The 25,768-nt window shown below is 71.7% G+C and carries 20 protein-coding genes; 10 read left to right on the forward strand and 10 right to left on the reverse strand.

Annotated elements, in window-relative coordinates:
* Positions 1 to 179 precede the first annotated feature (179 nt).
* Positions 180 to 2,834 carry a cellulose binding domain-containing protein gene (locus IM697_RS29875; protein ID WP_194039199.1) on the forward strand — a complete coding sequence of 885 codons (2,655 nt, stop codon included), beginning with the start codon at positions 180 to 182 and terminating at the stop codon, positions 2,832 to 2,834.
* 83 nt (positions 2,835 to 2,917) lie between these two features.
* Here the strand turns inward: IM697_RS29875 and IM697_RS29880 are convergent, their stop codons facing one another.
* The 3 genes from IM697_RS29880 to IM697_RS29890 all read right to left on the reverse strand — a co-directional run bounded on the left by IM697_RS29880 (position 2,918) and on the right by IM697_RS29890 (position 5,968).
* A complete protein-coding gene (locus tag IM697_RS29880; protein WP_194039200.1) occupies positions 2,918 to 4,792 on the reverse strand; it encodes a rhamnogalacturonan lyase in 1,875 nt (624 codons plus the stop codon).
* Positions 4,793 to 4,916: 124 nt separating this feature from the next.
* Positions 4,917 to 5,660 carry a class I SAM-dependent methyltransferase gene (locus IM697_RS29885; RefSeq protein ID WP_194049938.1) on the reverse strand — a complete coding sequence of 248 codons (744 nt, stop codon included), beginning with the start codon at positions 5,658 to 5,660 and terminating at the stop codon, positions 4,917 to 4,919.
* Between the two features lie 5 nt (positions 5,661 to 5,665).
* Positions 5,666 to 5,968, reverse strand: a complete 303-nt coding sequence (locus tag IM697_RS29890) for a 4a-hydroxytetrahydrobiopterin dehydratase (RefSeq protein WP_194039201.1) — start codon at positions 5,966 to 5,968, stop codon at positions 5,666 to 5,668.
* Positions 5,969 to 6,337: 369 nt separating this feature from the next.
* Between IM697_RS29890 and IM697_RS29895 the strand changes: the two genes are divergently transcribed.
* Positions 6,338 to 7,171 carry a helix-turn-helix domain-containing protein gene (locus IM697_RS29895; RefSeq protein ID WP_194039202.1) on the forward strand — a complete coding sequence of 278 codons (834 nt, stop codon included), beginning with the start codon at positions 6,338 to 6,340 and terminating at the stop codon, positions 7,169 to 7,171.
* Here the strand turns inward: IM697_RS29895 and IM697_RS29900 are convergent.
* Positions 7,153 to 7,578 (reverse strand): hypothetical protein, encoded by a 426-nt coding sequence (locus tag IM697_RS29900; RefSeq protein WP_194039203.1) that lies wholly within the window; start codon positions 7,576 to 7,578, stop codon positions 7,153 to 7,155. The genes IM697_RS29895 and IM697_RS29900 overlap by 19 nt on opposite strands.
* Positions 7,579 to 7,849: 271 nt before the next feature.
* Here IM697_RS29900 and IM697_RS29905 point away from each other — a divergent pair, with 271 nt between their 5' ends.
* The 6 genes from IM697_RS29905 (at position 7,850) to narI (ending at position 16,187) form a co-directional block, all read left to right on the forward strand.
* Entirely contained in the window at positions 7,850 to 8,713 is an 864-nt protein-coding gene (locus IM697_RS29905; protein ID WP_194039204.1) for a helix-turn-helix domain-containing protein, read from the forward strand.
* Positions 8,714 to 8,760: 47 nt separating this feature from the next.
* The gene (locus IM697_RS29910; protein ID WP_194039205.1) at positions 8,761 to 9,576 is read left to right on the forward strand and encodes an SAM-dependent methyltransferase; all 816 of its coding nucleotides are present in this window, start codon (positions 8,761 to 8,763) and stop codon (positions 9,574 to 9,576) included.
* Between the two features lie 77 nt (positions 9,577 to 9,653).
* Positions 9,654 to 13,346 carry a nitrate reductase subunit alpha gene (locus tag IM697_RS29915; protein WP_194039206.1) on the forward strand — a complete coding sequence of 1,231 codons (3,693 nt, stop codon included), beginning with the start codon at positions 9,654 to 9,656 and terminating at the stop codon, positions 13,344 to 13,346.
* Positions 13,346 to 14,974: a nitrate reductase subunit beta gene (gene narH, locus IM697_RS29920; protein ID WP_194039207.1), complete on the forward strand. Its 1,629-nt coding sequence runs from the start codon at positions 13,346 to 13,348 to the stop codon at positions 14,972 to 14,974. The genes IM697_RS29915 and narH overlap by 1 nt, the downstream gene beginning before the upstream one ends.
* Complete coding sequence (gene narJ, locus IM697_RS29925) at positions 14,974 to 15,468, forward strand: nitrate reductase molybdenum cofactor assembly chaperone (RefSeq protein WP_194039208.1); 495 nt, start codon at positions 14,974 to 14,976, stop codon at positions 15,466 to 15,468. Before narH ends, narJ begins: the two co-directional genes overlap by 1 nt.
* On the forward strand, positions 15,465 to 16,187 hold the full coding sequence (gene narI, locus IM697_RS29930; protein WP_194039209.1) for a respiratory nitrate reductase subunit gamma: 723 nt from the start codon (positions 15,465 to 15,467) through the stop codon (positions 16,185 to 16,187). The genes narJ and narI overlap by 4 nt, the downstream gene beginning before the upstream one ends.
* Here the strand turns inward: narI and dnaK are convergent.
* The 6 genes from dnaK to IM697_RS29960 all read right to left on the reverse strand — a co-directional run bounded on the left by dnaK (position 16,184) and on the right by IM697_RS29960 (position 24,233).
* Entirely contained in the window at positions 16,184 to 18,076 is a 1,893-nt protein-coding gene (gene dnaK / locus IM697_RS29935) for a molecular chaperone DnaK (protein WP_194039210.1), read from the reverse strand. The two genes, narI and dnaK, sit on opposite strands and share 4 nt — an antisense overlap.
* Positions 18,077 to 18,209: 133 nt before the next feature.
* Positions 18,210 to 18,638 (reverse strand): OsmC family protein, encoded by a 429-nt coding sequence (locus IM697_RS29940; protein WP_194039211.1) that lies wholly within the window; start codon positions 18,636 to 18,638, stop codon positions 18,210 to 18,212.
* A 63-nt stretch (positions 18,639 to 18,701) separates the two neighbouring features.
* On the reverse strand, positions 18,702 to 20,507 hold the full coding sequence (locus IM697_RS29945; protein WP_194039212.1) for a vWA domain-containing protein: 1,806 nt from the start codon (positions 20,505 to 20,507) through the stop codon (positions 18,702 to 18,704).
* Entirely contained in the window at positions 20,504 to 21,565 is a 1,062-nt protein-coding gene (locus IM697_RS29950) for an ATP-binding protein (RefSeq protein ID WP_194039213.1), read from the reverse strand. Before IM697_RS29950 ends, IM697_RS29945 begins: the two co-directional genes overlap by 4 nt.
* Before the next feature lie 80 nt (positions 21,566 to 21,645).
* Positions 21,646 to 23,667 carry a phage holin family protein gene (locus tag IM697_RS29955; protein ID WP_194049939.1) on the reverse strand — a complete coding sequence of 674 codons (2,022 nt, stop codon included), beginning with the start codon at positions 23,665 to 23,667 and terminating at the stop codon, positions 21,646 to 21,648.
* Between the two features lie 158 nt (positions 23,668 to 23,825).
* Positions 23,826 to 24,233, reverse strand: coding sequence for a hypothetical protein (locus IM697_RS29960; RefSeq protein WP_194039214.1), 408 nt, complete (start codon positions 24,231 to 24,233; stop codon positions 23,826 to 23,828).
* An 83-nt stretch (positions 24,234 to 24,316) separates the two neighbouring features.
* On the opposite strand from IM697_RS29960, the gene IM697_RS29965 reads away from it, so the two are divergent.
* Positions 24,317 to 25,090 carry an MBL fold metallo-hydrolase gene (locus IM697_RS29965; protein ID WP_194039215.1) on the forward strand — a complete coding sequence of 258 codons (774 nt, stop codon included), beginning with the start codon at positions 24,317 to 24,319 and terminating at the stop codon, positions 25,088 to 25,090.
* Complete coding sequence (locus tag IM697_RS29970) at positions 25,087 to 25,707, forward strand: DedA family protein (protein ID WP_194039216.1); 621 nt, start codon at positions 25,087 to 25,089, stop codon at positions 25,705 to 25,707. Before IM697_RS29965 ends, IM697_RS29970 begins: the two co-directional genes overlap by 4 nt.
* The last annotated feature ends 61 nt before the right edge of the window (positions 25,708 to 25,768 follow it).

Below are 25,768 nucleotides of genomic sequence, written 5' to 3' on the forward strand. Positions count from 1 at the left end.
AGGAGCTCCGCGGGAGGAGCCGGGTTCGACTGCGGGTCCGCCGTGGCTGGTCGCGCAGTTCCCCGCGCCCCTCGGGGCGTCACCGCCCCGTTGCCCGGGCGGTCCCCAGCCTCACCGGGGACCGCCCGGTCATCTCCGTCCTCGATAGAAAGCGCTTGCCCCAAGGAGAGGACCCCACCGTGCGAAGAACACGCATCCTCACCGCCGCGCTGGCCCTCGCGGCCGGACTGCTCGCGGGCACCCCACCCGCACTCGCCGCCCCTGCCGCCAAGGGCGTGTCGATCAGCGCCGACACCTACACCTGGAAGAACGCCCGCATCGACGGCGGCGGCTTCGTCCCCGGCATCGTCTTCAACCGCACCGAGAAGAACCTCGCCTACGCCCGCACCGACATCGGCGGCGCCTACCGCTGGCAGGAGTCGACGAAGACCTGGACGCCGCTGCTGGACTCGGTGGGCTGGGACGACTGGGGGCACACGGGCGTGGTGAGCCTGGCCTCGGACTCCGTGGACCCGGACAAGGTGTACGCCGCGGTCGGCACGTACACCAACAGCTGGGACCCGAAGAACGGCGCGGTGATGCGCTCCTCCGACCGGGGCGCGAGCTGGGAGAAGGCGGACCTGCCGTTCAAGCTGGGCGGCAACATGCCCGGCCGCGGCATGGGTGAGCGGCTGGCGGTCGACCCGAACAGGAACAGCGTGCTGTACCTGGGCGCGCCCAGCGGCAAGGGGCTGTGGCGGTCGACCGACTCCGGGGCGACCTGGTCGCAGGTGGCGAACTTCCCCAACGTCGGCAACTACGTGCAGGACCCGAGCGACTCCAGCGGATACGCCAGCGACAACCAGGGCATCGTCTGGGTCACCTTCGACGAGTCCACGGGGACGTCCGGGAACGCGACCAGGACCGTCTATGTCGGGGTCGCCGACAAGGACAACGCCGTGTACCGGTCGACGGACGCGGGCGCGACCTGGTCGCGGGTCGCCGGGCAGCCGACGGGACACCTGGCGCACAAGGGGGTCCTGGACGCGGCGAACGGCTACCTCTATCTCGCCTACAGCGACAAGGGCGGCCCGTACGACGGCGGCAAGGGCCGGCTGTGGCGGTACGCGACGGCGACCGGCACCTGGACCGACATCAGCCCGGTCGCCGAGGCCGACACCTACTACGGCTTCTCCGGGCTGACCGTGGACCGGCGGCGGCCGGGCACGGTGATGGCGACGGCGTACAGCTCCTGGTGGCCGGACACCCAGATCTTCCGCTCCACGGACAGCGGCGGGACATGGACGAAGGCGTGGGACTACACGTCGTATCCCAACCGCGAGAACCGCTACACGATGGACGTCTCGTCCTCGCCGTGGCTGACGTGGGGCGCGAACCCGTCGCCGCCCGAGCAGACGCCGAAGCTGGGCTGGATGACGGAGGCGCTGGAGATCGACCCGTTCGACTCCGACCGGATGATGTACGGCACGGGCGCGACCATCTACGGCACCGAGAACCTCACGAACTGGGACAGCGGAAGCAAGTTCGCCATCAAGCCGATGGTGCGAGGTCTGGAGGAGACGGCGGTCAACGACCTCGCCTCTCCCCCGTCGGGCGCGCCGCTGCTGAGCGCCCTCGGCGACATCGGCGGCTTCCGGCACACGGACCTCACCAAGGTGCCGTCGATGATGTTCACCCAGCCGAACTTCACCACGACGACGAGTCTGGACTTCGCCGAGGCCAATCCCGGCACCGTGGTGCGGGTCGGCAATCTGGACTCCGGCCCGCACATCGCGTTCTCGACGGACAACGGCGCCAACTGGTTCGCCGGGAGCGACCCTTCGGGCGTCAGCGGCGGCGGCACGGTCGCGGCGGCGGCGGACGGCAGCCGGTTCGTGTGGAGCCCCGACGGTACGGGCGTGCGGTACACGACGGGCTTCGGCACCTCCTGGGCTGCCTCCAGCGGGATCCCGGCCGGGGCGGTCGTGGAGTCCGACCGGGTGGACCCGCAGGTCTTCTACGGCTTCAAGTCCGGGAAGTTCTACGTCAGTTCGGACGGCGGCGCGACCTTCACCGCGTCCTCGGCGTCCGGGTTGCCGAGTGGGGACAGCGTCCGCTTCAAGGCGCTGCCCGGGGCGAAGGGGGACGTGTGGCTGGCGGGCGGTGCGCCGGACGGCGCGTACGGCCTGTGGCACTCCACGGACGGCGGCGCGACCTTCACCAAGCTCTCCAACGTCGAGCAGGCCGACACGATCGGCTTCGGCAAGGCGGCGACGGGAGCGTCGTACCAGACGCTGTACACCAGCGCGAAGATCGGTGGCGTACGCGGCATCTTCCGGTCGACGGACAAGGGCGCGACCTGGACCCGCATCAACGACGACGCCCACCAGTGGGGTTGGACGGGGGCCGCGATCACCGGCGACCCGCGGGTGTACGGGAGGGTGTACGTGTCCACGAACGGCCGCGGGGTCGTCTACGGCGACACGTCGGACGCGGGCGGCGGTGGCGGCACCGACCCCACGCCCACGCCGACCGGCGGCTGTGCGGTGACGTACAAGGTGACCAACCAGTGGTCGGGCGGCTTCCAGGCGGATGTGCAGCTGTCCAACACGGGCTCGAGTGCCTGGAGCGGCTGGTCGCTCGGCTGGTCCTTCGCGGACGGTCAGCGGATCACTCAGGCGTGGAACGCCGAGTACACGCAGTCGGGTTCGGCGGTGACCGCGAGGAACGTCGGCTGGAACGGCGACGTGGCGGCCGGTGCGTCCGTGAGTTTCGGGTTCACGGGCGACTGGTCCGGGGCGAACGCGAAACCGACCGCGTTCAGGCTGGGTGAGCGGACCTGCGCGGTGAGTTGAGCGGACCCGAGGGTGCGTGCCGGCGCCGGCACGCACCCTCGGTGTTCTCCTGCACGATCTCGTCGGGCTCGGCCTTCAGCCGTTCACGGTGTGTAGACCGTGGGGCGCGGTGCCGTCGGCATGCCGTTGCCGAGGAAGAAGCTCGGGTGCGGCGGCTGATTATATGCGGTGTTCTGCCACGCGATGCCCGTGCGGTACATCGTGTCGTGCAGCAGGGTCGTGATCTTCGTGTTCGTCTCGTACGGCGTCGAGTAGATCCGTAGCGCCCTGTTGTCGCTGGTTCGCCAGACGACCTCCTCACGCCAGTCGCCGAGGACGTCGCCGGACAGCACGGGCGTGGCCTTCGTGCCGTTGTTGGAGGAGACACCGGATCCGGTCAGCAGTCGGGTGTCGGACGACGTGCCGTACTTGTCGATGCGGGTGCCGTCGAGGAGTTCGCGGACCGGGTCGCCGTCCCACCAGGACAGGAAGTTGACGGAGGACGGCTCGCGGCCCTTGGTGGCGCCGGCCTCGTCGCGGATCGAGGAGTCGGAGGCGGACCAGACCTCGGCGCCGTCATTGCCGGCCCAGATGTCCCCGGCGACCCCGCGGCCGTTGTCGCAGCAGGCGGCGAGCTTCCAGTTGACCGTGCCGTTGGCCGGGTTGACGTACAGCTCGGCGGGCTGGCTCGTCGACTCGGAGACCTTGAAGTACTCCAGGCCCGCTCGGGAAGGGTCGAGGTCGCCGAGGTGCTGGGCGTCGCCGTGGCCGGTCCTCGTGGTCCACAAGCCCCGGCCGTTGTCGTCCACGGCCATCGCGCCGTACACGATCTCGTCCTTGCCGTCGCCGTCGACGTCCCCGACGGAGAGGCTGTGCGAGCCCTGGCCGTCGAAGCCCTTGCCGGCGTTGGTGGAGGAGTTGGTGTCGAAGGTCCAGCGGCGGGTGAAGGCGCCGTCTCGCCAGTCCCAGGCCGCGATGACCGAACGGGTGTAGTAGCCGCGGGCCATGATGAGGGAGGGGCGGGAGCCGTCCAAGTAGGCGGTGCCGGCGAGGAACCGGTCGACGCGGTTGCCGTAGGAGTCGCCCCAGGACGACACGTTGCCGCGGGCCGGCACGTAGTCGACCGTCCCCATCGCCTTGCCGGTCTGGCCGTTGAACATGGTCAGGTACTCGGGACCGGACAGGATGTAGCCGGACGAGTTGCGGTGGTCGGCCGAGGAGCTGCCGATCACCGCGCCGGTGCCGTCCCGCGTGCCGTCGGCCGTCTTCATGGCGACCTCGGCCTTGCCGTCGCCGTCGTAGTCGTACACCTGGAACTGTGTGTAGTGCGCGCCGGAGCGGATGTTGCGGCCCAGGTCGACGCGCCACAGCCGGGTGCCGTCGAGCTTGATGCCGTCGATGATCGTGTTGCCGGTGTAGCCGGACTGGGAGTTGTCCTTGGCGTTGGTGGGATACCACTTCAGGACGATGTCGAGGGCCCCGTCGCCGTCGAGGTCGCCGATCGAGGCGTCGTTGGCCTCGTAGGTGTACGCCACTCCGTCCGGGGTCGTGCCGCCGGCCGGCGGGCTGATGGGGACGTCCTTGTAGCCCGTGCGGAACTGGACGGCGTGCACCGAGTCGCTCTGCTCGACGCCGCCCACGACCGCGCGGACGGTGTAGTCGGCGTGGGCGGGGGCGCCGGAGTGGAAGTAGTTGGTGGAGCCGGTGATCGGGGCCGAGTTGACCTTGGTGCCGGCCCGGTAGACGTTGAAGGAGACGTCGTCCGGGTCGGTTCCCAGCCAGCGCCAGGTCACCAGGTTGCCGCTGGAGGTGTGGACACTGACCACGCCCCGGTCGAGCGCCTCGACCTGGCGGGCGGTGGCCGCCCGCGCCGTGCCGGCGGTGTTGAGGGTGGTGAGTCCGGCCGCGATCAGGGCGGCCGTGGCGAGGGTCGCGGCGAGGGCGGCCCGGCGTCTGCGGTGCTTGCGCGGGTGCTGCACGAGACGTACCTCCTCGGGAGGACGGACGGGTTCCGTTCCCTCGGTCGCCGCTGTTCGTGCGCAAGTTGCCGCGTCTTTCGGCCAGTTCGGACCTGAGCGACCCCTCTCTCAAGTCCGGGACGGTTCAGTCGGGCTTCCGGAACGCCCGCAGGCTGAAGACCGGCTCGGGCCGGGGGCGGTCCTGGTCCGGGAGCTGCGCCAGGCGCGCGGCGAATCCGTCGGCGAGCGCGCCGCCGGGCGGCACGGTGACGAACCAGCCCCGGCGCAGGTCGGCCACCGTGCGGCGGGGGCTGCGGCCCTGGCCGCGCCCGGTGAAGCGGGCCTGCCCGGCGGGGACCAGACCGTGGGCGAGGGCGTACGACTCGACGAGGGCCGCCGCGTCCCGGGCCGGGCGGCGCGGGCGGGAGGCCATGACGGCGTCGATGTCGCTGCCCACGTTGTGCGCGGCGGCCTTGTCGACCGTGGTGACGTAGACCCCGCCGGGCCGCAGCACCCGGGCGCACTCGCCGACGATGGTGCGTACGTCCTCGGCGGTCTGCGCCAGGTGCAGCAGCCACACGCTGCTGACGGCGTCGAAGAGGCCGTCCCGCACGGGCAGCCGGCGGCTGTCGCCCAGCACGACCGCGCCGGGCATCCGGGCGGCCGCCTGCCGGGCCATCGCGGGCGCCAGGTCGACGCCGGTCACGGACAGGCCGCCGCGCCCGGCGGCGAACCGGCGCGTCACGATGCCGGTGCCGCAGGCGACGTCGAGCAGGCGCCGGGTCCCGTCCGGGAGGAGTCCCAGCACCGCTTCCGCGGCGGCGGCCGCCCTGGGCTCGCCGCCGCGCGAGGCGTCGTACCGCTCCGCTTCCTTGTCGTAGTCCAGCACCGGCATCACTGGGCCCCGTGGCCGGGGGCGAGGTCCTCGATCCTGCGGGCGAGGGCGAAGTCCCGCTCGGTGACGGCGCTCACGGTGTGCGTGTTCACGGTGAGGGACACCGTGTTGTAGCCCAGGGTGAGGTCGGAGTGGTGGTCGAGCTCCTCCTGGACCTGGGCGATGTGCACGACCATCGCCGTGGCCGCGAAGTGCGAGGGCAGCCGGTAGGAGCGGGCGATCCGGTCGCCGTCCCGCGACCAGCCCGGCAGCTCCGCGAGCCGGTCCTCGATCTCCTTCTGCGACAGCGGTTCGAGGGGCATGGCCTCGCTCCTTCCTGATCGGGAGGGTTCGTCTTCAGCCTGCCACAGCCAGGGCCTGTTCTGAGTTCCCCGTCGTCCACGCGCAGCGCGGGCGCAGCGGCGGAGTGGGGGTACCTCCCGCCCGAGCCGTGCGAAGCGCGGTTCGAGGGTGGGGGAGCGTGCCCTCGGCGTGCGGCGTCGCAGGTCATGTGGCGGAGCCACCTGTCCTGTGGCGCCGTGCGGCGAGGGTGCGTGCCGGGCGTCGGGGCGCAGGCGGGGAACTCAGAACAGGCCCTGGGGCGCGACGGTCCTGGTCAGACGCTTGCCCGCTGGTCAGCGGCGCACACGTGCGGCGGCGAGATCATCGCCGAGGGGATTATGGTCGTACTCATGACCACGGTCCCGTCCGGCGCCGCCCGGCCCGCCGCCATCCCCTCCGGCCAGGGCGTCGGCCCGTTGCTGCGGGCCTGGCGTGAGCAACGGCGGGTCAGCCAGTTGGAGTTGGCGCTGCGGGCGGACTCCTCGGCGCGGCACATCAGCTTCATCGAGACGGGCCGGTCCCGGCCGAGCGAGGAGATGGTGCTGCGGCTGGCCGAGCACCTTGAGGTGCCGGTGCGCGAGCGCAACGCGCTGCTGCTGGCCGCCGGCTACGCCCCGCGCTTCCCGGAGACCCCGCTGGACGACCCGGCGCTGGACGCGCTGCGCGCGGGCATGGAGCAGCTGATCCAGGGCTACGAGCCGTACCCGGCGTTCGTGGTGGACGCGATGTACCACGTGCAGGCGGCCAACCGCGGCATTCTGATGCTGCTCGACGACCTCCCCGAGCACCTCCTGCAACCCCCGCTCAACGCCATGCGCCTGACCCTGCACCCGGAGGGCCTCGCGCCGCGCATCCGCAACCTGCGTGAGTGGCGCGGCCATCTCCTCGCGCAGATGGAGCGGCAGATCGCCCTGCACCGCTCCGCACCGCTGCGCGCGCTGTACGAGGAGGTGGCGGCGTACCCGGTACCGGAGCAGCCGCCCGGCGCCGGGGAGCCGGCCGAGCCCGTGCCGCCCTTCGCGCTGCCGATGCGGATCGAGCACGACGGCCGCGTCCTGTCCTTCATCTCCTCCATCTCCACCTTCAACACCCCCATGGACGTGACCGTCGCCGAGCTGGCCATCGAGACGCTGCTCCCGGCCGACCCGGCGACGGTCAAGTACCTTCAGACGCTGCTGCCCTGACGTGACTTCAGGGCGGCGTACTGGAGCGCCGCGAACCCGGCGACGGTGAGCGCCTGCAGCACGGTCCACACCGCACCGGCCGTGGTCGGCGACAGCCACAGCGCGAGCGCGAGGAGGCTCAGCACGGCCCAGGCGAGGTTGGCCTCGACGACGGCACGCACCAGGGGGGCGGCGGGGCGGGCGCGGGAGGCGAGCAGTCCGACGGCGGCCGCGTACCCGGCGAGGAAGGCGCCGAGCGCGAGCAGCAGGGCCGAGTCGACGCCGAGGAACCGGCCGAGCGGCCCGGACGCGACGAGGTAGGCGAGTCCGTTCGCCCCGGTCACCACCGCGTCCAGGGCCAGGAAGCGGCGCAGCACGGTCTGCGGGTCGGAGGTCCGGGCGAGCGTGGCGAGCGAGGTGGCGGACATGGTGGATCACCCTCCGTCGAGGTCGAGGTCGAGGTCGAGGTCGAGTGGCGGTGGTGGGCCCGGGTCCCGGACCGGAGTGCGCCGGCCCGGAACCCGGTGACTCCACGGTGCCGCGTGGCGGCGGGCGGGTCGATTACGCCGGAGGTAATGGCGGAGGCAATGACGGCAGAGGCCTCGGGCCGGCTCCTTCGGCGGCACACACCCCTGTGAGCTCTCGCACCGGACATGGCAGACTGCACGGCGTACTTTCGGCGCGTAGGGGAGGCGTGGCGTGAGTGAGCGGCGACCCGCGCCCACTGTGGGCCAGGTGGTGCTGGGCAGACGCTTGCAGGAGCTGCGGGAGGCTGCCGGACTCGGGCGCGACGAGGCCGCGCGGGTCCTGCGGGTGGCCGCGGCGACCGTGCGGCGGATGGAGACGGCCGAGGTCGCCCTGAAGATCCCGTACGTGCAGGTGCTGCTCGAGACGTACGGCGTGCCGGAGGACGAGGCGGCGGCGTTCGTCTCGCTGGCCGAGGAGGCCAACCAGCCGGGCTGGTGGCAGCGGTTCCACGATGTGCTGCCGGACTGGTTCAGCCTGTATGTGAGCCTGGAGGGCGCCGCCCGGCTCATCCGGTCCTACGAGCCGCACTTCGTGCCCGGACTGCTCCAGACCGAGGAGTACGCCCGTGCCGTACTGCGGGCGGGCACGATCGGGCAGACGGGGCCGGAGAACATCGAGCGGCATGTGTCCCTGCGCATGGCGCGGCAGGAACTGCTGGAGCGCCCGGACCCGCCCCATCTGTGGGTGATCATGGACGAGACGGTGCTGCGGCGCCCGGTGAGCGGCCGGCCCGAGGTGATGCGCGACCAGGTGGACAGGCTGCTGGAGTTCGCCGAGCGCGACCGCGTCACCCTCCAGATCGCCGAGTTCGCCGCCGGCCCGCATCCGGGGACGTACGCGCCCTTCACGCTGTTCCGCTTCGCCGAGCCGGAGCTGCCCGACATGGTCTACACGGAGTACCTGAGCGGCGCCCTGTACCTGGACTCCCGCAAGGAGGTCGCCGCGCATCTGGAGGTCCTGGACCACATGTCGACGGGCGCCGCGTCGGCCGGGCGCACGAAGAAGATCCTGCGGGAGTTCCGCGAGGAGTTCTGAGACGTAAAGCCCGCGCAGGCCGACACCCCCCGAGGAGAGCACACCGTATGACCGGATCCGACGCCTCGCCCGCCCGCGTCGACACCAGCCGGCCGCATCCGGCCCGCGTCTACGACTGGTGGCTGGGCGGCAAGGACAACTACCCGGTGGACGAGGAGCTGGCCCGGAGGATCCTCGCCGTGGACGGCACGGTCCTGCGCGGGGCGCGGGCCAACCGCCGCTTCATGCACCGGGCCGTGCGCGCGGTCGCCGAGGCCGGCGTCCGTCAGTTCCTGGACATCGGCACGGGCATCCCCACCGAGCCCAATCTGCACCAGGTCGCGCAGGGTGTCGCGCCCGAGGCCAGGGTGGTGTACGCGGACAACGACCCGATCGTGCTGCGGCACGCGGAGGCGCTGCTGCGGGGATCCGCCGAGGGCGGCACCGACTACGTGCACGCCGACGTCCGTGACGTCGACGCCCTGCTGGGCCGGGCCGGGCAGTCCCTGGACTTCACCCGGCCGGTCGCGCTGTCGCTGGTCGCGCTGACCCACTACCTGGGTGCGGACCCCGACGGGGACGACGTGTACGGGCTCCTGGAGCGATACGTCGCCGCGCTCGCCCCGGGCAGCCATCTGATCCTGTCCCAGGTCACCCCCGACCTCAGCCCGGAGGCCATCGAGAACGCGGCGAACCACTTCCGGCGCGGCGGCACCCCCTTCTTCCCCCGTTCGCTGGCCGAGTTCTCGCGCTTCTTCGACGGCCTGGAGCTGCTCGGCCCCGGCGTGATCCCGGTCTACGGCTGGCGCCCGGAGCCGGAGGACGTGGCGGCCCAGGCCGAGGGCATCGTGCCCGTCTACGCGGGGGTCGCCCGCAAGCCCTGACCCGTACGGGTGCCGTGAACAGGTGCGCTGCCCTGCCCCGCCCTAGGTTCGGGACCAGGGCAAGCAAGGGAGCGCCTGTGACCGACACCCGGATACCGCCCACCCCGCCCGCCGAGCCGGGCGCGGCGCTGCTGAAGGCCGGCAGGTTCTTCCGGCCGGGCACGACCGCGCCAGATCTGCACAGCCTCCGGCTGACCGGCGGGCGGGAGGCGGACGCCTTCTACCGGGACCGCTGGAGCCACGACAAGGTCGTGACCTCCACGCACGGGGTGAACTGCACCGGCTCCTGCCGCTGGAACGTGTACGTCAAGGACGGCATCATCACCTGGGAGACCCAGCGAACGGACTATCCGAGCGTCGGGCCCGACCGCCCCGAGTACGAGCCCCGCGGCTGCCCGCGCGGCGCCGCCTTCTCCTGGTACACCTACTCCCCCACCCGGATCCGTCACCCGTACGTCCGCGGTGCGCTCCTGACGATGTACCGGGAGGCGAAGGAACGTCTGCGGGATCCCGTCCTCGCCTGGGCCGACATACAGGACGACCCCGAGCGCCGCCGTCGTTACCAGCGGGCGCGCGGCAAGGGCGGGCTGGTGCGGGCGAGTTGGGACGAGGCGGTCGAGATCGTCGCGGCGGCCCACGTCCACACCATCAAGACGTACGGCCCCGACCGCGTCGCCGGCTTCTCCCCCATCCCGGCGATGTCGATGGTGTCGCACGCGGCGGGCGCCCGCTTCCACTCCCTGATCGGCGCCCCGATGCTGTCGTTCTACGACTGGTACGCCGACCTGCCGGTGGCCTCTCCGCAGGTCTTCGGCGACCAGACCGACGTACCGGAGTCGGGCGACTGGTGGGACGCGGCGTATCTGATCATGTGGGGCTCGAACGTCCCGGTGACCCGCACTCCCGACGCGCACTGGATGGCGGAGGCCCGCTACCGGGGCCAGAAGGTCGTGGTCGTCGCCCCCGACTACGCCGACAACGCCAAGTTCGCCGACGAGTGGCTGCACCCGCACCCCGGCACGGACGGCGCGCTGGCCCTCGCCATGGGGCACGTCGTCCTCAAGGAGTTCTTCGTCGACCGCGAGACGCCGTTCTTCGCGGACTATGTACGCCGGTTCACCGACCTGCCCTTCCTGGTCACCTTGGAGGAGCGGGACGGCGCTCATGTCCCGGCCAAGTTCCTGCGCGCCTCGGATCTGGGCCAGGAGGGCGAGGGCGCCCAGTGGAAGACGGTCGTGCTGGACGAGGTCTCGGGCCGCGCGGTCGCCCCGAACGGCTCCCTGGGCTTTCGCTGGACCGAGTCGGGCAAGGGCCGCTGGAACCTCGAACTCGGCGACATACACCCGCGGTTGAGCCTGTACGGCAGTGAGGTCGCCGCCGGTGTCGAGGTGCTGCTGCCCCGCTTCGACACCGAGGGCGGGGCGCACGGGCAGGGACGCGGGGGCGTCGTACGGCGTGGTGTCCCGGCGACGAGGCTGGGCGGTGCCCACGGGCCGCTGGTGACGACCGTCTTCGACCTGCTGCTCGCCCAGTACGGGGTGGCGCGGCCGGGGCTGCCGGGCCGCTGGCCCGCCTCGTACGACGACGCCGACGCGCCCGGCACGCCCGCGTGGCAGGAGGCGCACACCTCCGTCCCGGCGGTCAAGTGCATACGCATCGCGAGGGAGTTCGCGCGGACGGCCGAGCGGTCGAAGGGCCGCTGCATGATCCTGATGGGCGCCGGAACCAACCACTGGTTCCACTCCGAGACGATCTACCGCTCCTTCCTCGCGCTGCTCCAGCTCACCGGCTGCCAGGGCCGCAACGGCGGCGGCTGGGCGCACTACGTGGGACAGGAGAAGTGCCGTCCGGTGACCGGCTGGGCGACGCTCGCCGCCGCGTCGGACTGGTCGCGGCCGCCGCGGCAGATGATCGGCACGGCGTACTGGTTCCTCAACACCGACCAGTGGCGCTACGACCGGTTCACGGCGGATGTGCTCGCCTCGCCGCTGGGTGCGGGGCGGCTGCGGGGGATGACGGGCGCGGACTGTCTCGCGCTGTCGGCGCGTGCGGGGTGGATGCCGTCGTATCCGACCTTCGACCGCAATCCGCTGGAGCTGGGCGAGGTGTTCGGTGACCAGGTGGCGCGGGTGGTGGCCGAACTGCGGGCGGGCACGCTGAAGTTCGCCTGCGAGGACCCGGACGCGCCGGAGAACTGGCCGCGGGTGCTGACGCTGTGGCGGGCCAATCTGCTGGGCTCGTCGGCGAAGGGCGCGGAGTACTTCACCCGGCATCTGCTGGGCACCGACTCCTCGCTCCGGGCGCAGGAGGCGCCGAACGACGTCCGGCCGCGGGAGGTGGTCTGGCGCGACGAGGCGCCCGAGGGCAAGCTCGATCTGCTGCTGTCGCTGGACTTCCGGCAGACGTCGTCCACGCTGCTGTCGGACGTCGTACTGCCCGCCGCCACCTGGTACGAGAAGCACGACCTGTCCAGCACGGACATGCATCCCTACGTGCACTCGTTCACCCCGGCCGTGGACCCGCCGTGGCAGGCGCGCACCGACTTCGACGCCTTCAAGGCGCTGGCCGAGCGGCTCAGTGAGCTCGCCGTCGGCCATCTGGGCGTGCGCAAGGACCTGGTGGCCACTCCGCTCCAGCACGACACCCCGGGCGAGCTCGCCCAGCCGGGCGGGGTCGTCCTGGACTGGCGGCGCGGGGAGTGCGATCCGGTGCCGGGGAAGACCATGCCGAACCTGACCGTCGTGGAGCGGGACTACACGGCGATCGGCGCCAAGTTCGCCGCGCTGGGGCCGCTGGTGGAGCAGCTCGGGCTGTCCGCGAAGGGCATCGTGCTGAGGCCGGACGCGGAGGTCGAGGAGCTGAGGCGGCTGAACGGCGTCACGGCCGACGGCCGGCCCGCCCTCGACACGGCCGTGAAGGCGGCGAACACCATCCTCGCCCTGTCCGCCACCACCAACGGCCGCCTCGCCACCCAGGGCTTCCGCACCCTTGGGGCCCGCACCGGGCAGGAGATGGCGCACCTGGCCGCCGAGCACGAGGGCAAGCGGGTCACGTACGCGGACGCGCAGGCCGCGCCCGTGCCGGTGATCACCTCGCCGGAGTGGTCGGGCAGCGAGTCGGGCGGGCGGCGCTACACCGCCTTCACCCTCAACACCGAGCACCTCAAGCCCTGGCACACCCTCACCGGCCGCCAGCACTTCTTCCTCGACCACGACTGGATCCACGAAGTGGGCGAGGCGCTCCCCGTCTACCGGCCGCCGCTGGACATGAACAAGCTGTTCGGCGAGCCACTCCTCGGCCCGGACGGCCAGCGGGAGGTGACGGTCCGCTTCCTCACCCCGCACAGCAAGTGGTCCATCCACTCCGAGTACCAGGACAACCTGTTCATGCTGGCCCTCTCCCGCGGCGGCCAGAACATCTGGATGTCCCCGCAGGACGCGGACGTCATCGGCGTCGCGGACGACGACTGGATCGAGGCGGTCAACCGCAACGGCGTGGTCGTCGCCCGGGCCGTCGTCTCGCACCGCATACCGCACGGCACCGTCTACATGCACCACGCGCAGGAACGCACGGTCGCCGTCCCCAGGACCGAGACCACCGGCCGGCGCGGCGGCATCCACAACTCGCTGACCCGGCTGCTCCTCAAGCCGTCCCACCTCGTCGGCGGCTACGCCCAGCTGTCCTGGGCGTTCAACTACCTGGGCCCGACGGGCAACCAGCGCGACGAGGTGACGGTGATCCGCCGCCGCAGCCAGGAGGTCGAGTACTGATGCGTCCGATGGCCCAGATCGCGATGGTGATGAACCTCGACAAGTGCATCGGCTGCCACACCTGCTCGGTCACCTGCAAGCAGGCGTGGACCAACCGGCGCGGCATGGAGTACGTCTGGTTCAACAACGTCGAGACCCGCCCCGGCCAGGGCTATCCGCGCCGCTACGAGGACCAGGAGCGCTGGCGCGGCGGCTGGGAGCTGAACCGGCGCGGCGCGCTGAAGCTGAAGGCGGGCGGCCGCTTCCGCAAGCTCGCCGGGATCTTCTCCAACCCCGAGCTGCCGGAGATCAAGGACTACTACGAGCCCTGGACCTACGACTACAAGAACCTCACCGACGCCCCGCTCGGGGACGACTTCCCGGTCGCCCGGCCGATCTCTCAGCTCGACGGCAAGCCGACGAAGATCGAGTGGTCCGCGAACTGGGACGACAACCTCGCGGGCGCTCCCGCTTACGGCGACCTCGACCCGATGGTGGAGCGGACGCGGACGCAGGCGTCGCAGAAGGTGCGGTTCGAGTTCGAGCAGAGCTTCATGTTCTATCTGCCGCGCATCTGCGAGCACTGCCTCAACCCGTCCTGTGTGGCGTCGTGCCCGTCGGGGGCGATGTACAAGCGGGCGGAGGACGGCATCGTCCTCGTCGACCAGGACCGGTGCCGGGGCTGGCGGATGTGCGTGACCGGATGCCCGTACAAGAAGGTGTACTTCAACCACCGCACCGGCAAGGCCGAGAAGTGCACGATGTGTTATCCGCGCGTCGAGGTCGGTCTGCCGACGGTCTGCTCGGAGACCTGCGTGGGCCGGCTGCGCTATCTCGGGGTGGTGCTGTACGACGCCGACCGGGTGACGGCGGCGGCCTCCGTGCCCCGTGAACGGGACCTGTACGAGGCGCAGTTGGACATCTTCCTCGACCCCGAGGACCAACAGGTGCGGCGGGCCTGCGAGGAGGCGGGGATCCCGTACGACTGGCTGGAGGCGGCCCGCCGCTCGCCCGTGCACACGCTGATCAGCAAGTACCGGGTGGCGCTTCCGCTGCATCCGGAGTACCGCACGATGCCGATGGTCTGGTACATCCCGCCGCTGTCCCCGGTGGTGGACGTGCTGGCGGAGACCGGGCACGACGGCGAGGACGCCCGGAACCTGTTCGGCGCGATCGACAGCCTGCGCATCCCGCTGGAGTACCTGGCGGAGATGTTCACGGCCGGGGCCGTCGGACCGGTGCGCGCCTCGCTGGAGAAGCTCGCCGCGATGCGCTCCCACATGCGGTCGATCAACCTCGGCGAGGAGCCGGATCCCTCGGTGCCGGACGCCGTGGGCATGCGGGCCCGGGAGCTCGAGGACATGTACCGGCTGCTGGCGGTCGCCAAGTACGAGGACCGGTACGTCATTCCGACGGCGGCCGTCGCCGACGCCCGGCGCCTGGAGGAGTCGGCGCTCCCCGAGGGGTGCAGCCTCGACTACGAGGGCGGGCCCGGGATGGGCGGCAGCGGCCCGTTCGGCCAGGACTCGGGCCGCAAGCTGCTGCCGCTGGTGTCGGTGGAGAACTTCCATGTGCTGCGCAGACGGCAGACCGCGGACACCTCCGACCCGGCCGCCGTGACCCATACCCCCGACGCAGAGGAGGCCTGATGCCCTCCTTCGAGGTGCTCTACCAGGCAGCCGCGCTCTGCCTGACCTACCCCGACGACGACTTCCACGCCCGGCTGCCCCTGCTGCGCGAGGCCGCCCCGCAGCTGCGGGAGTTCACCGACCACGCCGCGGTCACCCCGCCGGAGGAGCTGGCCGCGCACTACGTCGAGGTCTTCGACCTGAGGAACCGCCACAGCCTGTACCTGACGTGGTGGAGCGACGGCGACACCCGGCGGCGCGGCATGTCGCTGGTCCGCTTCAAGGAGCTCTACCGCGAACACGGCCTGGAGTTCGCCGGCGAGGAGCTGCCCGACTTCCTGCCCGCGGTACTGGAGTTCACGTCCCGCACCGGCAACACCGACCTGCTGCTGGAACACCAGGAGTGCCTGGAGCAGCTCCGCTCCCGGCTCACCGACTTCGGCACACCGTACGCGTCCGTCCTGGGCGCCGTGTGCGCCACCCTGCCGACCGCACGGACCGGGAAACGCCCATGACGACACTGCTCTGGGGAGTGCTGCCCTACGTCACCTTCGCCCTGCTGGTCGCGGGCCTGTTCTGGCGGCACCGCTACGACCGCTTCGGCTGGACCACGCGCTCCTCGCAGGTGTACGAGTCGAGGCTGCTGAACATCGCCTCGCCCGCCTTCCACTACGGCATCCTGTTCGTGCTGGTCGGCCATCTGGTCGGCCTGTTCGTCCCGGAGTCCTGGACACACGCGCTGGGCGTGAGCCAGCACGCCTACCACCTGTTCTCCCTCTACGGCGGCACGGCGGCCGGGGTGCTCACGGTCGCCGGGATCGCGCTGCTGATCTACCGCCGCCGCACGAACGCACCGGTGTTCCGGGCGACGACGGCCAACGACAAGCTGATGTACGTCGTCCTGCTCGGCGCGATCGTGCTGGGCATGGTCGCCAAGCTCGCGCACGTCTCCGGCGACGGCTACGACTACCGCCAGTCGATCGCCCCTTGGGCCCGCGGCCTGTTCACCCTGCAGCCGGACCCGGCCCGGATGGAAGGCGTGCCGGTGCTGTACCAGATCCACACGGTGATCGGCATGGCGCTGATCGCGCTGGTGCCGTACACCCGGCTGGTCCATATGTTCAGCGCGCCCGTGCAGTACCTGTTCCGGCCGTACGTCGTGTACCGCAGCCGCGACCCCGGGCAGCTGGGGCCGCGGCCGGAGCGGCGGGGCTGGGAGAGGACGGGCTCCTAGGCCGCCCCGCCCCGCTGGTCCCGCTGGTCCCCCTGCTCCTTCTCCTCGTCGACGATCTCCGCGTCCACCACACCCTCGTCGTCCTGCGCCGCGCCCTGCTCCGTGCCCGCGCCGGCCCCGGCGTCCGCCGGCGCCTGCTGGGACTGGGCGTACATCGCCTGGCCCATCTTCTGGCTGACGGTGGCGAGATTCTCGATGCCGGTGCGCAGGGCGCTGGTCTCGGCGTTCTGCTCCAGTTGCTGCTTCAGGTCGGTGATCGCCGACTCGACCTCCGACTTGGTGTCCGCCGGGACCCGGTCCTCGTTGTCCCGGATGAACTTCTCGGTCTGGTAGACGAGTTGCTCGGCCTGGTTCCTGGTCTCCGCCGCCTCGCGCCGCTTGTGGTCCTCCTCGGCGTACTGCTCGGCCTCCCGCATCATCCGGTCGATGTCGTCCTTCGGCAGGGCCGATCCACCCGTCACCGTCATCTTCTGCTCACGGCCCGTGGCCAGGTCCTTGGCGGAGACGTGCATGATCCCGTTGGCGTCGATGTCGAACGCGACCTCGATCTGCGGCACCCCGCGCGGCGCCGGCGGCAGACCCGTCAGGTCGAAGACGCCGAGCTTCTTGTTGTACGCGGCGATCTCGCGTTCGCCCTGGTAGACCTGGATGCCGACGGAGGGCTGGTTGTCGGCGGCGGTGGTGAAGATCTCCGAACGCCGGGTCGGGATCGTCGTGTTGCGTTCGATGAGCTTCGTCATGATGCCGCCCTTGGTCTCGATGCCGAGGGACAGCGGGGTGACGTCGAGCAGCAGGACGTCCTTGACGTCGCCGCGGATGACACCGGCCTGGAGGGCGGCGCCGACGGCCACGACCTCGTCGGGGTTGACGCCCTTGTGCGGGTCCTTGCCGGTGAGTTCCTTCACGAGGTCGGTGACGGCGGGCATCCGTGTGGAGCCGCCGACGAGGATGACGTGGTCGACCGCCGAGAGCTTGATGCCGGCGTCCTTGACCGCCTGGTGGAAGGGGGTCTTGCAGCGGTCGAGGAGGTCGGCGGTGAGCTCCTGGAACTGGGCGCGGGTCAGCTTCTCGTCGAGGTGCAGGGGGCCCTCAGCGGAGGCGGTGATGTAGGGCAGGTTGATCGTGGTCTCGGAGGAGCTGGACAGCTCGATCTTGGCCTTCTCGGCGCCCTCGCGCAGCCGCTGCAGGGCCATCTTGTCGTTGCCGAGGTCGATGCCGTTCTGTCCCTTGAACTTCTTCACCAGGTGCTCGACGACCCGCTGGTCCCAGTCGTCGCCGCCCAGGTGCGTGTCGCCGTTGGTGGCCTTGACCTCGATGACGCCGTCGCCGATCTCCAGCAGCGAGACGTCGAAGGTGCCGCCGCCGAGGTCGAAGACCAGGACGGTCTGCTCCTCGCCCCGGTCGAGCCCGTAGGCGAGCGCCGCGGCGGTGGGCTCATTGATGATCCTGAGCACCTTCAGGCCCGCGATCTCCCCGGCCTCCTTGGTGGCCTGCCGCTGGGCGTCGTCGAAGTAGGCGGGAACGGTGATCACCGCGTCCGTGACGTCCTCGCCGAGGTAGGACTCGGCGTCCCGCTTCAGCTTCTGCAGCACCCTGGCCGACAGCTCCTGCGCCCGGTAGCGGGCGCCGTCGATGTCGCCCTGGTCCGGGAAGCGCCAGTTCGCGTCGCCCATGTGCCGCTTCATGGAGCGGGCGGTGCGCTCGACGTTCGTCACCGCCTGCCGTTTGGCCACCTCACCGACGAGTATCTCGCGGTTCTTGGCGAAGGCCACGACCGACGGTGTGGTCCTGGCCCCCTCCGCATTCGCGACGACAGTGGGTTCGCCGCCCTCCAGGACGGCGACCACCGAGTTGGTGGTACCGAGATCGATCCCGACCGCGCGTGCCATCGTTGTCCCCTTCCGCCAGGGCACCTCTTGAACTCCAGCACAAAACTTGAGTGGGTTCTTGTCAATGGGACGGGTGGCCCGGGGAGCGGGACCCAAACGGGGGCTGAGCGGTCGCTCAGCCCCCGGTGGAGCGCTACGCCAGCTTCGCCGTCAGCGTGATCGTCGTGCCGGTCAGGGCCTGGCTGACCGGGCAGTTCTTCTTGGCGTCCTCCGCGGCGGCGACGAACGCCTCGTCGTCGATGCCGGGGACCGTGCCCTCGACGGTGAGGTGGACGCCGGTGATGCCCTCACCGGGCTGGAAGGTGACGTCGGCGGAGGTGATCAGCTTGGTCGGCGGGGTGCCGGCCTTGTCGAGGATGTTCGAGAACGCCATGGAGAAGCAGCTGGAGTGCGCGGCGGCGATCAGCTCCTCCGGGCTGGTCTTGCCGTTCGCCTCCTCGGCGCGCGACGGCCACGACACCGGCTGCTGGGCGATGCTGCCGGAGGAGTCGAAGGAGACGACGCCATTGCCCTGGAACAGATTGCCTTCCCACACGGTGTGTGCGGAGCGCGTGGTTGCCACGATGATTCCCTTCGGTGAGGTCCCTGGTTCGGGGTCCGTGCCCCCATCCGATCACACTCCGGCTCACTGCACCCGGAAGACCGGCCCACGCGGGGTGAACGGCAGTCGACGGCCCGGGGGAATCAGATACGCGTGCTCGCGCCGCACCCGCAGGACGTCGCACCAGCCGTCGGTGATGACCAGCACCGGTGCGCCCGGCGGGAAGTCGTCCGCCCGCTGCAGCAGATCGATCCCGGGCTGCAGGACCGTACCGCCCCGGCCGCGGACCCGCACCCGCCCCGCGATGTCGGTCACCGGCACATACCCGGCGTCGTACGGCCCGGCGTCGCAGAACACCACCCGCGCCGCCGGTACGTCCCGCGCCTCGGCGTACGAGGCGATGGCGCCCAGCGCCTTGCCGAGCAGGCCGGCGCCCATGGAGCCGGAGGTGTCCAGGACGACGCCGAAGGTGCAGCGGGCGATCTCCTCGGGCGGGAAGTAGCGGCCGGCACGCGGGATGTCGGGCGTCGACGCCTGGCGGCGCGCGGGACGGGCGTACGTCCTGACCGGTTCCGGGCGCGGCACGAACTCGTCGAACCAGCGGGCGAGTCGGGCGTCCCAGGGCAGCGGCGGATGGCTGAGCGCGCGGATCTCCTGGACCAGCCCGCCGGGCAGGAAGCCCCGTTCCTGCTGCTGGTGCAGGTCGAGGCCCTGGCACAGGCCCCGCCGGTAGAACTCGTCGAGGTCGACGTACTCTCCGGGCGGGCCGAGCGGTGCGCCGAGCACATCGCCGACGCCCTTGCCGCGCAGGGTGGCCAGCCGGCGCATCCGGCGCAGGTCGCCGGCGATCCGGTCGTACACCTCCTCGGCGGACAGGCCGCTGAACCGTGCGTCGTACAGCAGCCCTTGGGGCATCTCCCCGACCTGCATCTCGCGCAGCCAGCCGTTGATGACGTAGTCGCAGGCGACGTTGAACAGATACGGGTCGCGGGCGCCGCAGCGGTCGCCGTGGCGCAGGGCGGCGTGCAGCATCTCGTGGGCGAGGATGAACCGCCATTCCTCGGTCTCGAAGGTCCGCAGCGGGTTGACGTAGATCTCGCCGGCCTCGGCGTTGACGGCGGCGACGGCGATGCCGTGCGCGCGGGCGAGTTCGGCGTCGGCGACCAGCTTGATGCCGGCCGCGATGCCGCCGAGCAGCGGGTAGGAGGTGATGAACCACTCCAGCGCCCACTGCCAGGGCCGCTTCCTGACCGGTTCGCCGTCCATGGAGTCGCGCCGGCCGCCCGCCATGTCCATCGCGGTGGAGACGGTACGGGTGAGCGCGGTGGCGAAGGCGAGCTGGTGGTCCGGGGGCGACCCGAACCAGCCCGTCCACTCCACGAGCAGCAGGTCCGGCTCCCCTCCCGCCGTGCCGCAGCGCTCGTACCCGGCCGGGACGCCGTCGCGCCGCCACCGCGTGGCGAGCTGCTCCTCGTCGCCGTCGGGGTAGCTCAGGGGCAGGTGGTCGGGGGCCTGTCCCACCGGGAAGGTGAGCAGGAAGCGGTTGACGACGACGCAGCGGGCGGCGAGTTCGGCGCGGTCGGGCTGTACGGGCTTTCCCTTCCTGGAGGGGACGTGGCCGAAGCCGAGGTGCAGGACCGCGTGCGCGATGGCCCACGCCCAGGTCGCCGGTTCGGCCAGGCGGTGCGGGTGGGCGTGCAGATCGCCGTCGGAGTCGACGCGGACGAGGCCGTCGCCCGGGGCCTGTTCGCAGGTCTCCTGGCGGCAGACGGTGAACTCGACGGCGGCGAGCGCCGGGTTGGCGCGCACCAGCCGCATCCCCTCGGCGAAGGCCTCCGCGGCCAGGTCCCGCTTCTTCTTGCCCTTCCCCTTGTCGTGGGTGCGGCTCATCGCCGCGCCTCGACCAGCCGGGGCATGTCCCGGGCCGCCTCCACCAGGAACCACGACGGCAGCACCGGGTTGCCGTCGGCGTCGGAGGCGATGACGCTCTGGGCGACCTCGACGGAGATCTCCGCGAGCTGCACCAGCAGCGGCTTGGCGCGGTACGCGGTCTGCCGCCCGCTCGCCGACATGTGGTCCTTGCTCACGGGCAGTTCCTTGATCAGGCGGCCGCGGAAGGACTCGGCGAGGTAGTAGAGCAGGTCGCGGTCCGCCATGCGGTGCGGCCAGCGGGCGTCGCCCTTGATGATGGCCTCGATGCCGTACTGGCTGCGCACGATCTTGACGTAGCCGCAGAACGCGGTGGCGTGCGTCGGCGTCAGCGTGCCGTGCGCCAGCACCTTCAGCGTGTCCTCGTCGAGGCCCTGGCCGAAGGAGTGCAGCGCGTCGGAGAGCATGTGCCAGGAGCGGGGCGTGGAGAACGGCTCCTCGGTCTTGGGCGGCTTGGACCACAGATGGTCGGGGCGGTCGGTGAGGTGGTCCAGGATCCACGGGTGGATGCCGTTGTTCGCGGCCCAGGTCAGCCAGTCCTTGGCGGAGACCTCCAGGTGGACGTGGGTGAGGCGGTTGACCAGCGCGGAGGCGATGGGGCGGGCGAGGGCGTTGTCGGTGGCGCGGTTTCCGGCGCCGATGACGATGGAGCCCTTCGGCAGTTCGTAGTTGCCGATACGGCGGTCCAGGATCAGCGAGTAGAACGCCTTCTGCACATCCGGGGTGGCCGCGTTCAGCTCGTCCAGGAACAGGCAGTACGGCTCGTCGCGGGCGATGGCCTCCGGCGGGCAGAACACCGAGCGCCCGTCCCGGATCTGCGGCACGCCGATCAGGTCCTCCGGCGCGAGCTGGGTGCCGAGCAGACTCACGCACGTCAGGCCCAGCGACTCGGCGAAGTCCCTGACCAGGGAGGACTTTCCGATGCCGGGGGCACCCCAGAGGAAGACCGGCCGCACGGTGGCGAGGCCGAGAAGCAGTTCGGGGACACGGGAGGGCGTGACGGTGACGGCTGCCTGCAAAGCAGGGGCTCCTTGGGGGTGTTCGAGTGGTTTGCGACTCGAACAGTGTGTGCCCGCCGCTCCTCCGGCGCAGCCGATTTTCAGGCGGCCCGTTCCTCCGGCTCCGTCTCCAGGGGCACCTGAGGGCCGGTCGATTCCCGCAGCCAGCGGCGCAGTACGTGGTGCACCTGCTCGGCGCCGACCAGGTCCTCCCCGTCGTCCACCGGGGGCGAGAAGACGATCGGCGACAGCAGGAACGGCCGGCCCTGCGCCCCGCCGAGTCCGCCGTGCGAGCCGATCTGCTCCTCGAAGGCGAGGACCTCGCCGTCGTCCGGTTCGTACCAGGAGTTGACCATGATGTCGGCGGTGTTCGGGAAGGAGTGCGTGCGCCGTACGGCGTCGGCGGCGCCCGGCCCGAAGACCTCCAGCGGGCCGGGCTCGTCGTCCAGCCGGTCCAGGGGGATCTCCGCGCCGTGCGCGCCGAGCACGACCCCGCCGTGCCGCCCGCTGCGCACGAGCAGGAAGCCGATGCCGGGGTGGTTGGCGAGGGTGGTGAGCAGGGCCGGGTGGCGGGCGTCGATCTCCTCCTTGGTCATCCGGTGCGGGACGTCCGGGAAGGAGACCAGGCCGAGGTTGCCGGAGGCCAGCACGATCGGCTCGGAGCGGCGGGACGGGCGGTGCTGCTCGCCGCCCTCCTCGACGGGTCGGCGCAGCGCCGCGCGCACGGCGGCCCGGGCCTCGGCGCCGCTGTGGGTGCGCCGCGCCCGGCGCGGCACCGGCAGCCCGCAGCCGGCCCGCACCAGGTCGGCGAGGCCGAGGCCGTAGCGGGCGCGGAAGGTCTCGCCGGGGCTCTGGCCGTGGTCCGACAGCACGACCAGCCGGTACGCGCGCGGCGCGTGCTCGGCGGCCTTCTCGATCAACGCTAGTGACCGGTCGAGCCGTTCGAGGACCTTCTCGGCGTCGCGGCCGCACGGCCCGGAGTGGTGCGCCACCTCGTCGTACGCCACCAGGTCGGCGTAGACGGCGGTGCGGCCGGCGAACATGTCGCCCAGCACGGCGGCGACGACGACGTCGCGCTCCACGACGGTCGCGAAGGCACGGACGAGCGGGTAGAGGCCGCCGCGGGAGACTCGGGGCCGGGTCTTGCGGGCGCGGGCCCGGGTGGACTGGCCGATCTCACGGCCGACCTCGGCGATGAAGGACAGGGCGGTGCGCACGGCGTTGGCCGGGTCGGAGAAGTAGGCGAAGTAGCCCGCGCGGGAGCGGTTGCCACGCCCTCGGCGTCTGGTGGCGATGGACAGCACCAGGGCCTGCTGGTCGGCGCCGCCGCTGAAGAGGTTGCCGCGGCTGGCGCCGCCGTCGGCCAGCAGTCCGCCGTCTCCGGTGCGGTCGACGGCGCGGCGCTGGAGTTCGGCGGCGCTGGTGGGGCGGTTGCAGACCATCACCTCGCGGCCGGCCTTCTCGTACCAGCGGAACGCGGGCACGTCGTGGTTGCTGCCGTGCAGGATGCCGAGCTGGCTGGCGCCGGTCTGGCTGGACCAGTCGGTGCGCCAGGGGGTGAGCCGGTGGGTGCGGCGGTCGCCGGTGCCGTCGCCCAGCCAGCGGGCGACGGTGGGCATGAGGCCCTTGCCGACGGCGGCGAGGAGGACGTCGTGGCCGACGCCGTCGAGCTGTACGAAGACGGTGCCCGGGCCGGCCGGGCCGGGCGGCAGGGCCCGGCGCCGACGGTCGGCGAGGCGGTACAGGCGGCGGCGGTAGGCGTCGTCGTCCCGTACGGCCAGGGCGGCGCCGGTGGCGGAGGCGACGGCGGACATCACTGCGGCGACGATGACGGCGGTCTCGGGGGCGGCCTCGCTGTCGCCGGAGGGCACGATGCGCAGGGCGACGATGAGCAGGGAGCCGTTGAGGAAGAACACCAGCAGGCCGAGCACGAGGGCCGGCACGAGGAGCAGGAGCCGTACGAGCAGGGGCCACACCAGCGCGGACAGCAGACCGAAGGCACCGGCGCCGAGGGCCGCCGTGATGGCGATACGGGTGGCGCTGTCACCGTCCGCCGACTGCAACTGGAAGTCCGGCAGGATCCCGGCGAGCACGAGCATGGTCACGGTGGAGACCGCCCACACGGCGATGCTCCGCCCGATCTGACTGGCGACCCGCCGCCAACGCCCATGCACGCCCAGCCCACCTCACGACCCGGCCCACCCCGAAACGGGCCTTCACGTCCCCAGCCTGGCACACGCCACCGACACCGGGCCGGGGCGGTCACCGCGAAGCCTGCCGCTCAACGCCCGTCGTAGCCTGCCGTCGGCATCGACAGCCGCCGATGCACCCGTGCCTTCATCTGCGCGTCGTACGACGGCTCCGCGCGCCCCACCGTCTCCACCCGCACCCCGCGCCGGGCGCACTCCGCGGTGAACTCCGCCACCGACGACAGGGCGCTCTCCAGCACCCTGCGGCTGGGCGCCACGAACAGGTCGAGTCCGGGCCGGACGCCCTCCCACAGCACGCTGTGGTCGGCCCGCAGGCCCCGTACGAGTAGCTCGCGCGCGACGACGTACCCGTGCTCAGCGGCCCAGCGCGCACACATCGCGTGCTGGCTGCGGGAGTCCACCAGGAAGGGGTCGGCGTCCAGCTCTTCGAGCGGCGTCAGGCTGGCAATGGCCGTGACGCGCACTATGGATGGCCCCATGGCGCCCCCCTCACCTCCGGGTTTCGCCGCCGACCCTACTCCAGCCCGTACGCTTCGGGGAGTCGCGCGAAGGAGGCAAAGAGGTGCCGGTGGAGATCACCTGGTGGGGTCACGCCACCTGCACGGTCGAGGACTCGAACATGCGCGTCCTCACCGACCCTCTGTTCGCACGCCGGCTCGCGCATCTGCATCGCCGCCGGGGCGCGCTCCCGGCGCCCGCCGCGCGGCGCGCCGACGTGGCCGTGGTCTCCCATCTCCACGCCGACCACCTGCATGTTCCCTCGCTGGCGGGGCTCCCCGACGGCACCCTGCTGCTCGTGCCCCGGGGTGCGCCCCGCGCCGTGCCGGGACTGCGCCGGCTCACGCATCTGCGGGTGACCGAGATGGCTCCGGGGGATGTGACGACAGTGGGTGACGTGGTGGTACGGGCCGTTCCCGCGCGGCACGACGGGCGGCGGCTGCCCGTGGGCCGGCACCGCTCCCCCGCCCTCGGCTATGTCGTCGAGGGCGAGGCGCGCACGTACTTCGCCGGGGACACCGGGCTGTTCGACGCGATGGCGAAGGAGGTCGGCCCGGTCGAGGTGGCGTTGCTCCCGGTGGGTGGCTGGGGGCCGTATCTCGGGGAGGGCCATCTGGACGCGGGGCGGGCCGCCGAGGCGCTGGCCCGGCTCGGGCCGCACAGCGCGGTGCCGGTGCACTACGGCACCTACTGGCCGATCGGCATGGACGCCGTGCGCCCCCATGAATTCCATGCGCCCGGCGACGAGTTCGCGCGCCTCGCCGCCGAGCGGGTGCCCGGTGTGTCGGTGCACCGGCTCGCGCACGGGGAGAGCGTGCGCCTGGAGGTGGCCCGGTGACGATGCTGGCCGCCGCCTCGACGACGGTGCCGCCCGAGTCCACGCAGCAGGCGATCGGCTATCCGTCGCTGTTCCTGCTGGTGCTGATCGGGGCGCTGGTGCCGGTGGTCCCGACGGGGGCGCTGGTGAGTTCGGCGGCGGTGGTGGCGTTCCACCAGACGGCGCCGTTCTCTTTGGCGCTGGTGTTCGTCACGGCGTCCACGGCCGCGTTTCTCGGTGATGTGACGCTGTACTGGCTGGGGCGGCGCGGCATGGGCTCGAAGAACGGGTCGCGCTGGCTGGAGGCGATCCGCTCGCGCGCGCCGGAGGAGCGGCTCACGCAGGCGCAGGGGAAGCTGGCCGAGCATGGGGTTGCCGTGCTGGTGCTGTCCCGGCTGGTGCCGGCGGGGCGGTTGCCGGTGATGTTGGCGTGTCTGCTGGCGAAGTGGCCGATGCGGAGGTTTGCGCGGGGCAATCTTCCGGCTTGTCTGGCGTGGGCGGTGACGTATCAGTTGATCGGGATTCTTGGGGGGTCGTTGTTTCCGGAGCCGTGGGAGGGGGTCGTGGCGGCCGTCGCGCTGACGGTGGTCATCAGTGTGGCGCCTAGTGTGTGGAGGCGGGTTCGGGCTGCCAAGTGAGGTTTCGTTGCGGAGTGCGGGTGGTTTGTGGCTGGTCGCGCAGTTCCCCGCGCCCCTTGGT

Source organism: Streptomyces ferrugineus, assembly GCF_015160855.1.
Lineage (GTDB): Bacteria > Actinomycetota > Actinomycetes > Streptomycetales > Streptomycetaceae > Streptomyces > Streptomyces ferrugineus.

Coding starts and splice junctions, on each gene's coding strand:
- IM697_RS29890 (WP_194039201.1), bottom strand. CDS start 5,968: ATGCCCCTCGAACCGCTGTCGCAGAAGGAGATCGAGGACCGGCTCGCG.
- dnaK (WP_194039210.1), bottom strand. CDS start 18,076: ATGGCACGCGCGGTCGGGATCGATCTCGGTACCACCAACTCGGTGGTC.
- IM697_RS29945 (WP_194039212.1), bottom strand. CDS start 20,507: ATGAGCCGCACCCACGACAAGGGGAAGGGCAAGAAGAAGCGGGACCTG.
- narJ (WP_194039208.1), top strand. CDS start 14,974: ATGCCCTCCTTCGAGGTGCTCTACCAGGCAGCCGCGCTCTGCCTGACC.
- IM697_RS29900 (WP_194039203.1), bottom strand. CDS start 7,578: ATGTCCGCCACCTCGCTCGCCACGCTCGCCCGGACCTCCGACCCGCAG.
- narH (WP_194039207.1), top strand. CDS start 13,346: ATGCGTCCGATGGCCCAGATCGCGATGGTGATGAACCTCGACAAGTGC.
- IM697_RS29910 (WP_194039205.1), top strand. CDS start 8,761: ATGACCGGATCCGACGCCTCGCCCGCCCGCGTCGACACCAGCCGGCCG.
- IM697_RS29960 (WP_194039214.1), bottom strand. CDS start 24,233: ATGGGGCCATCCATAGTGCGCGTCACGGCCATTGCCAGCCTGACGCCG.
- narI (WP_194039209.1), top strand. CDS start 15,465: ATGACGACACTGCTCTGGGGAGTGCTGCCCTACGTCACCTTCGCCCTG.
- IM697_RS29895 (WP_194039202.1), top strand. CDS start 6,338: ATGACCACGGTCCCGTCCGGCGCCGCCCGGCCCGCCGCCATCCCCTCC.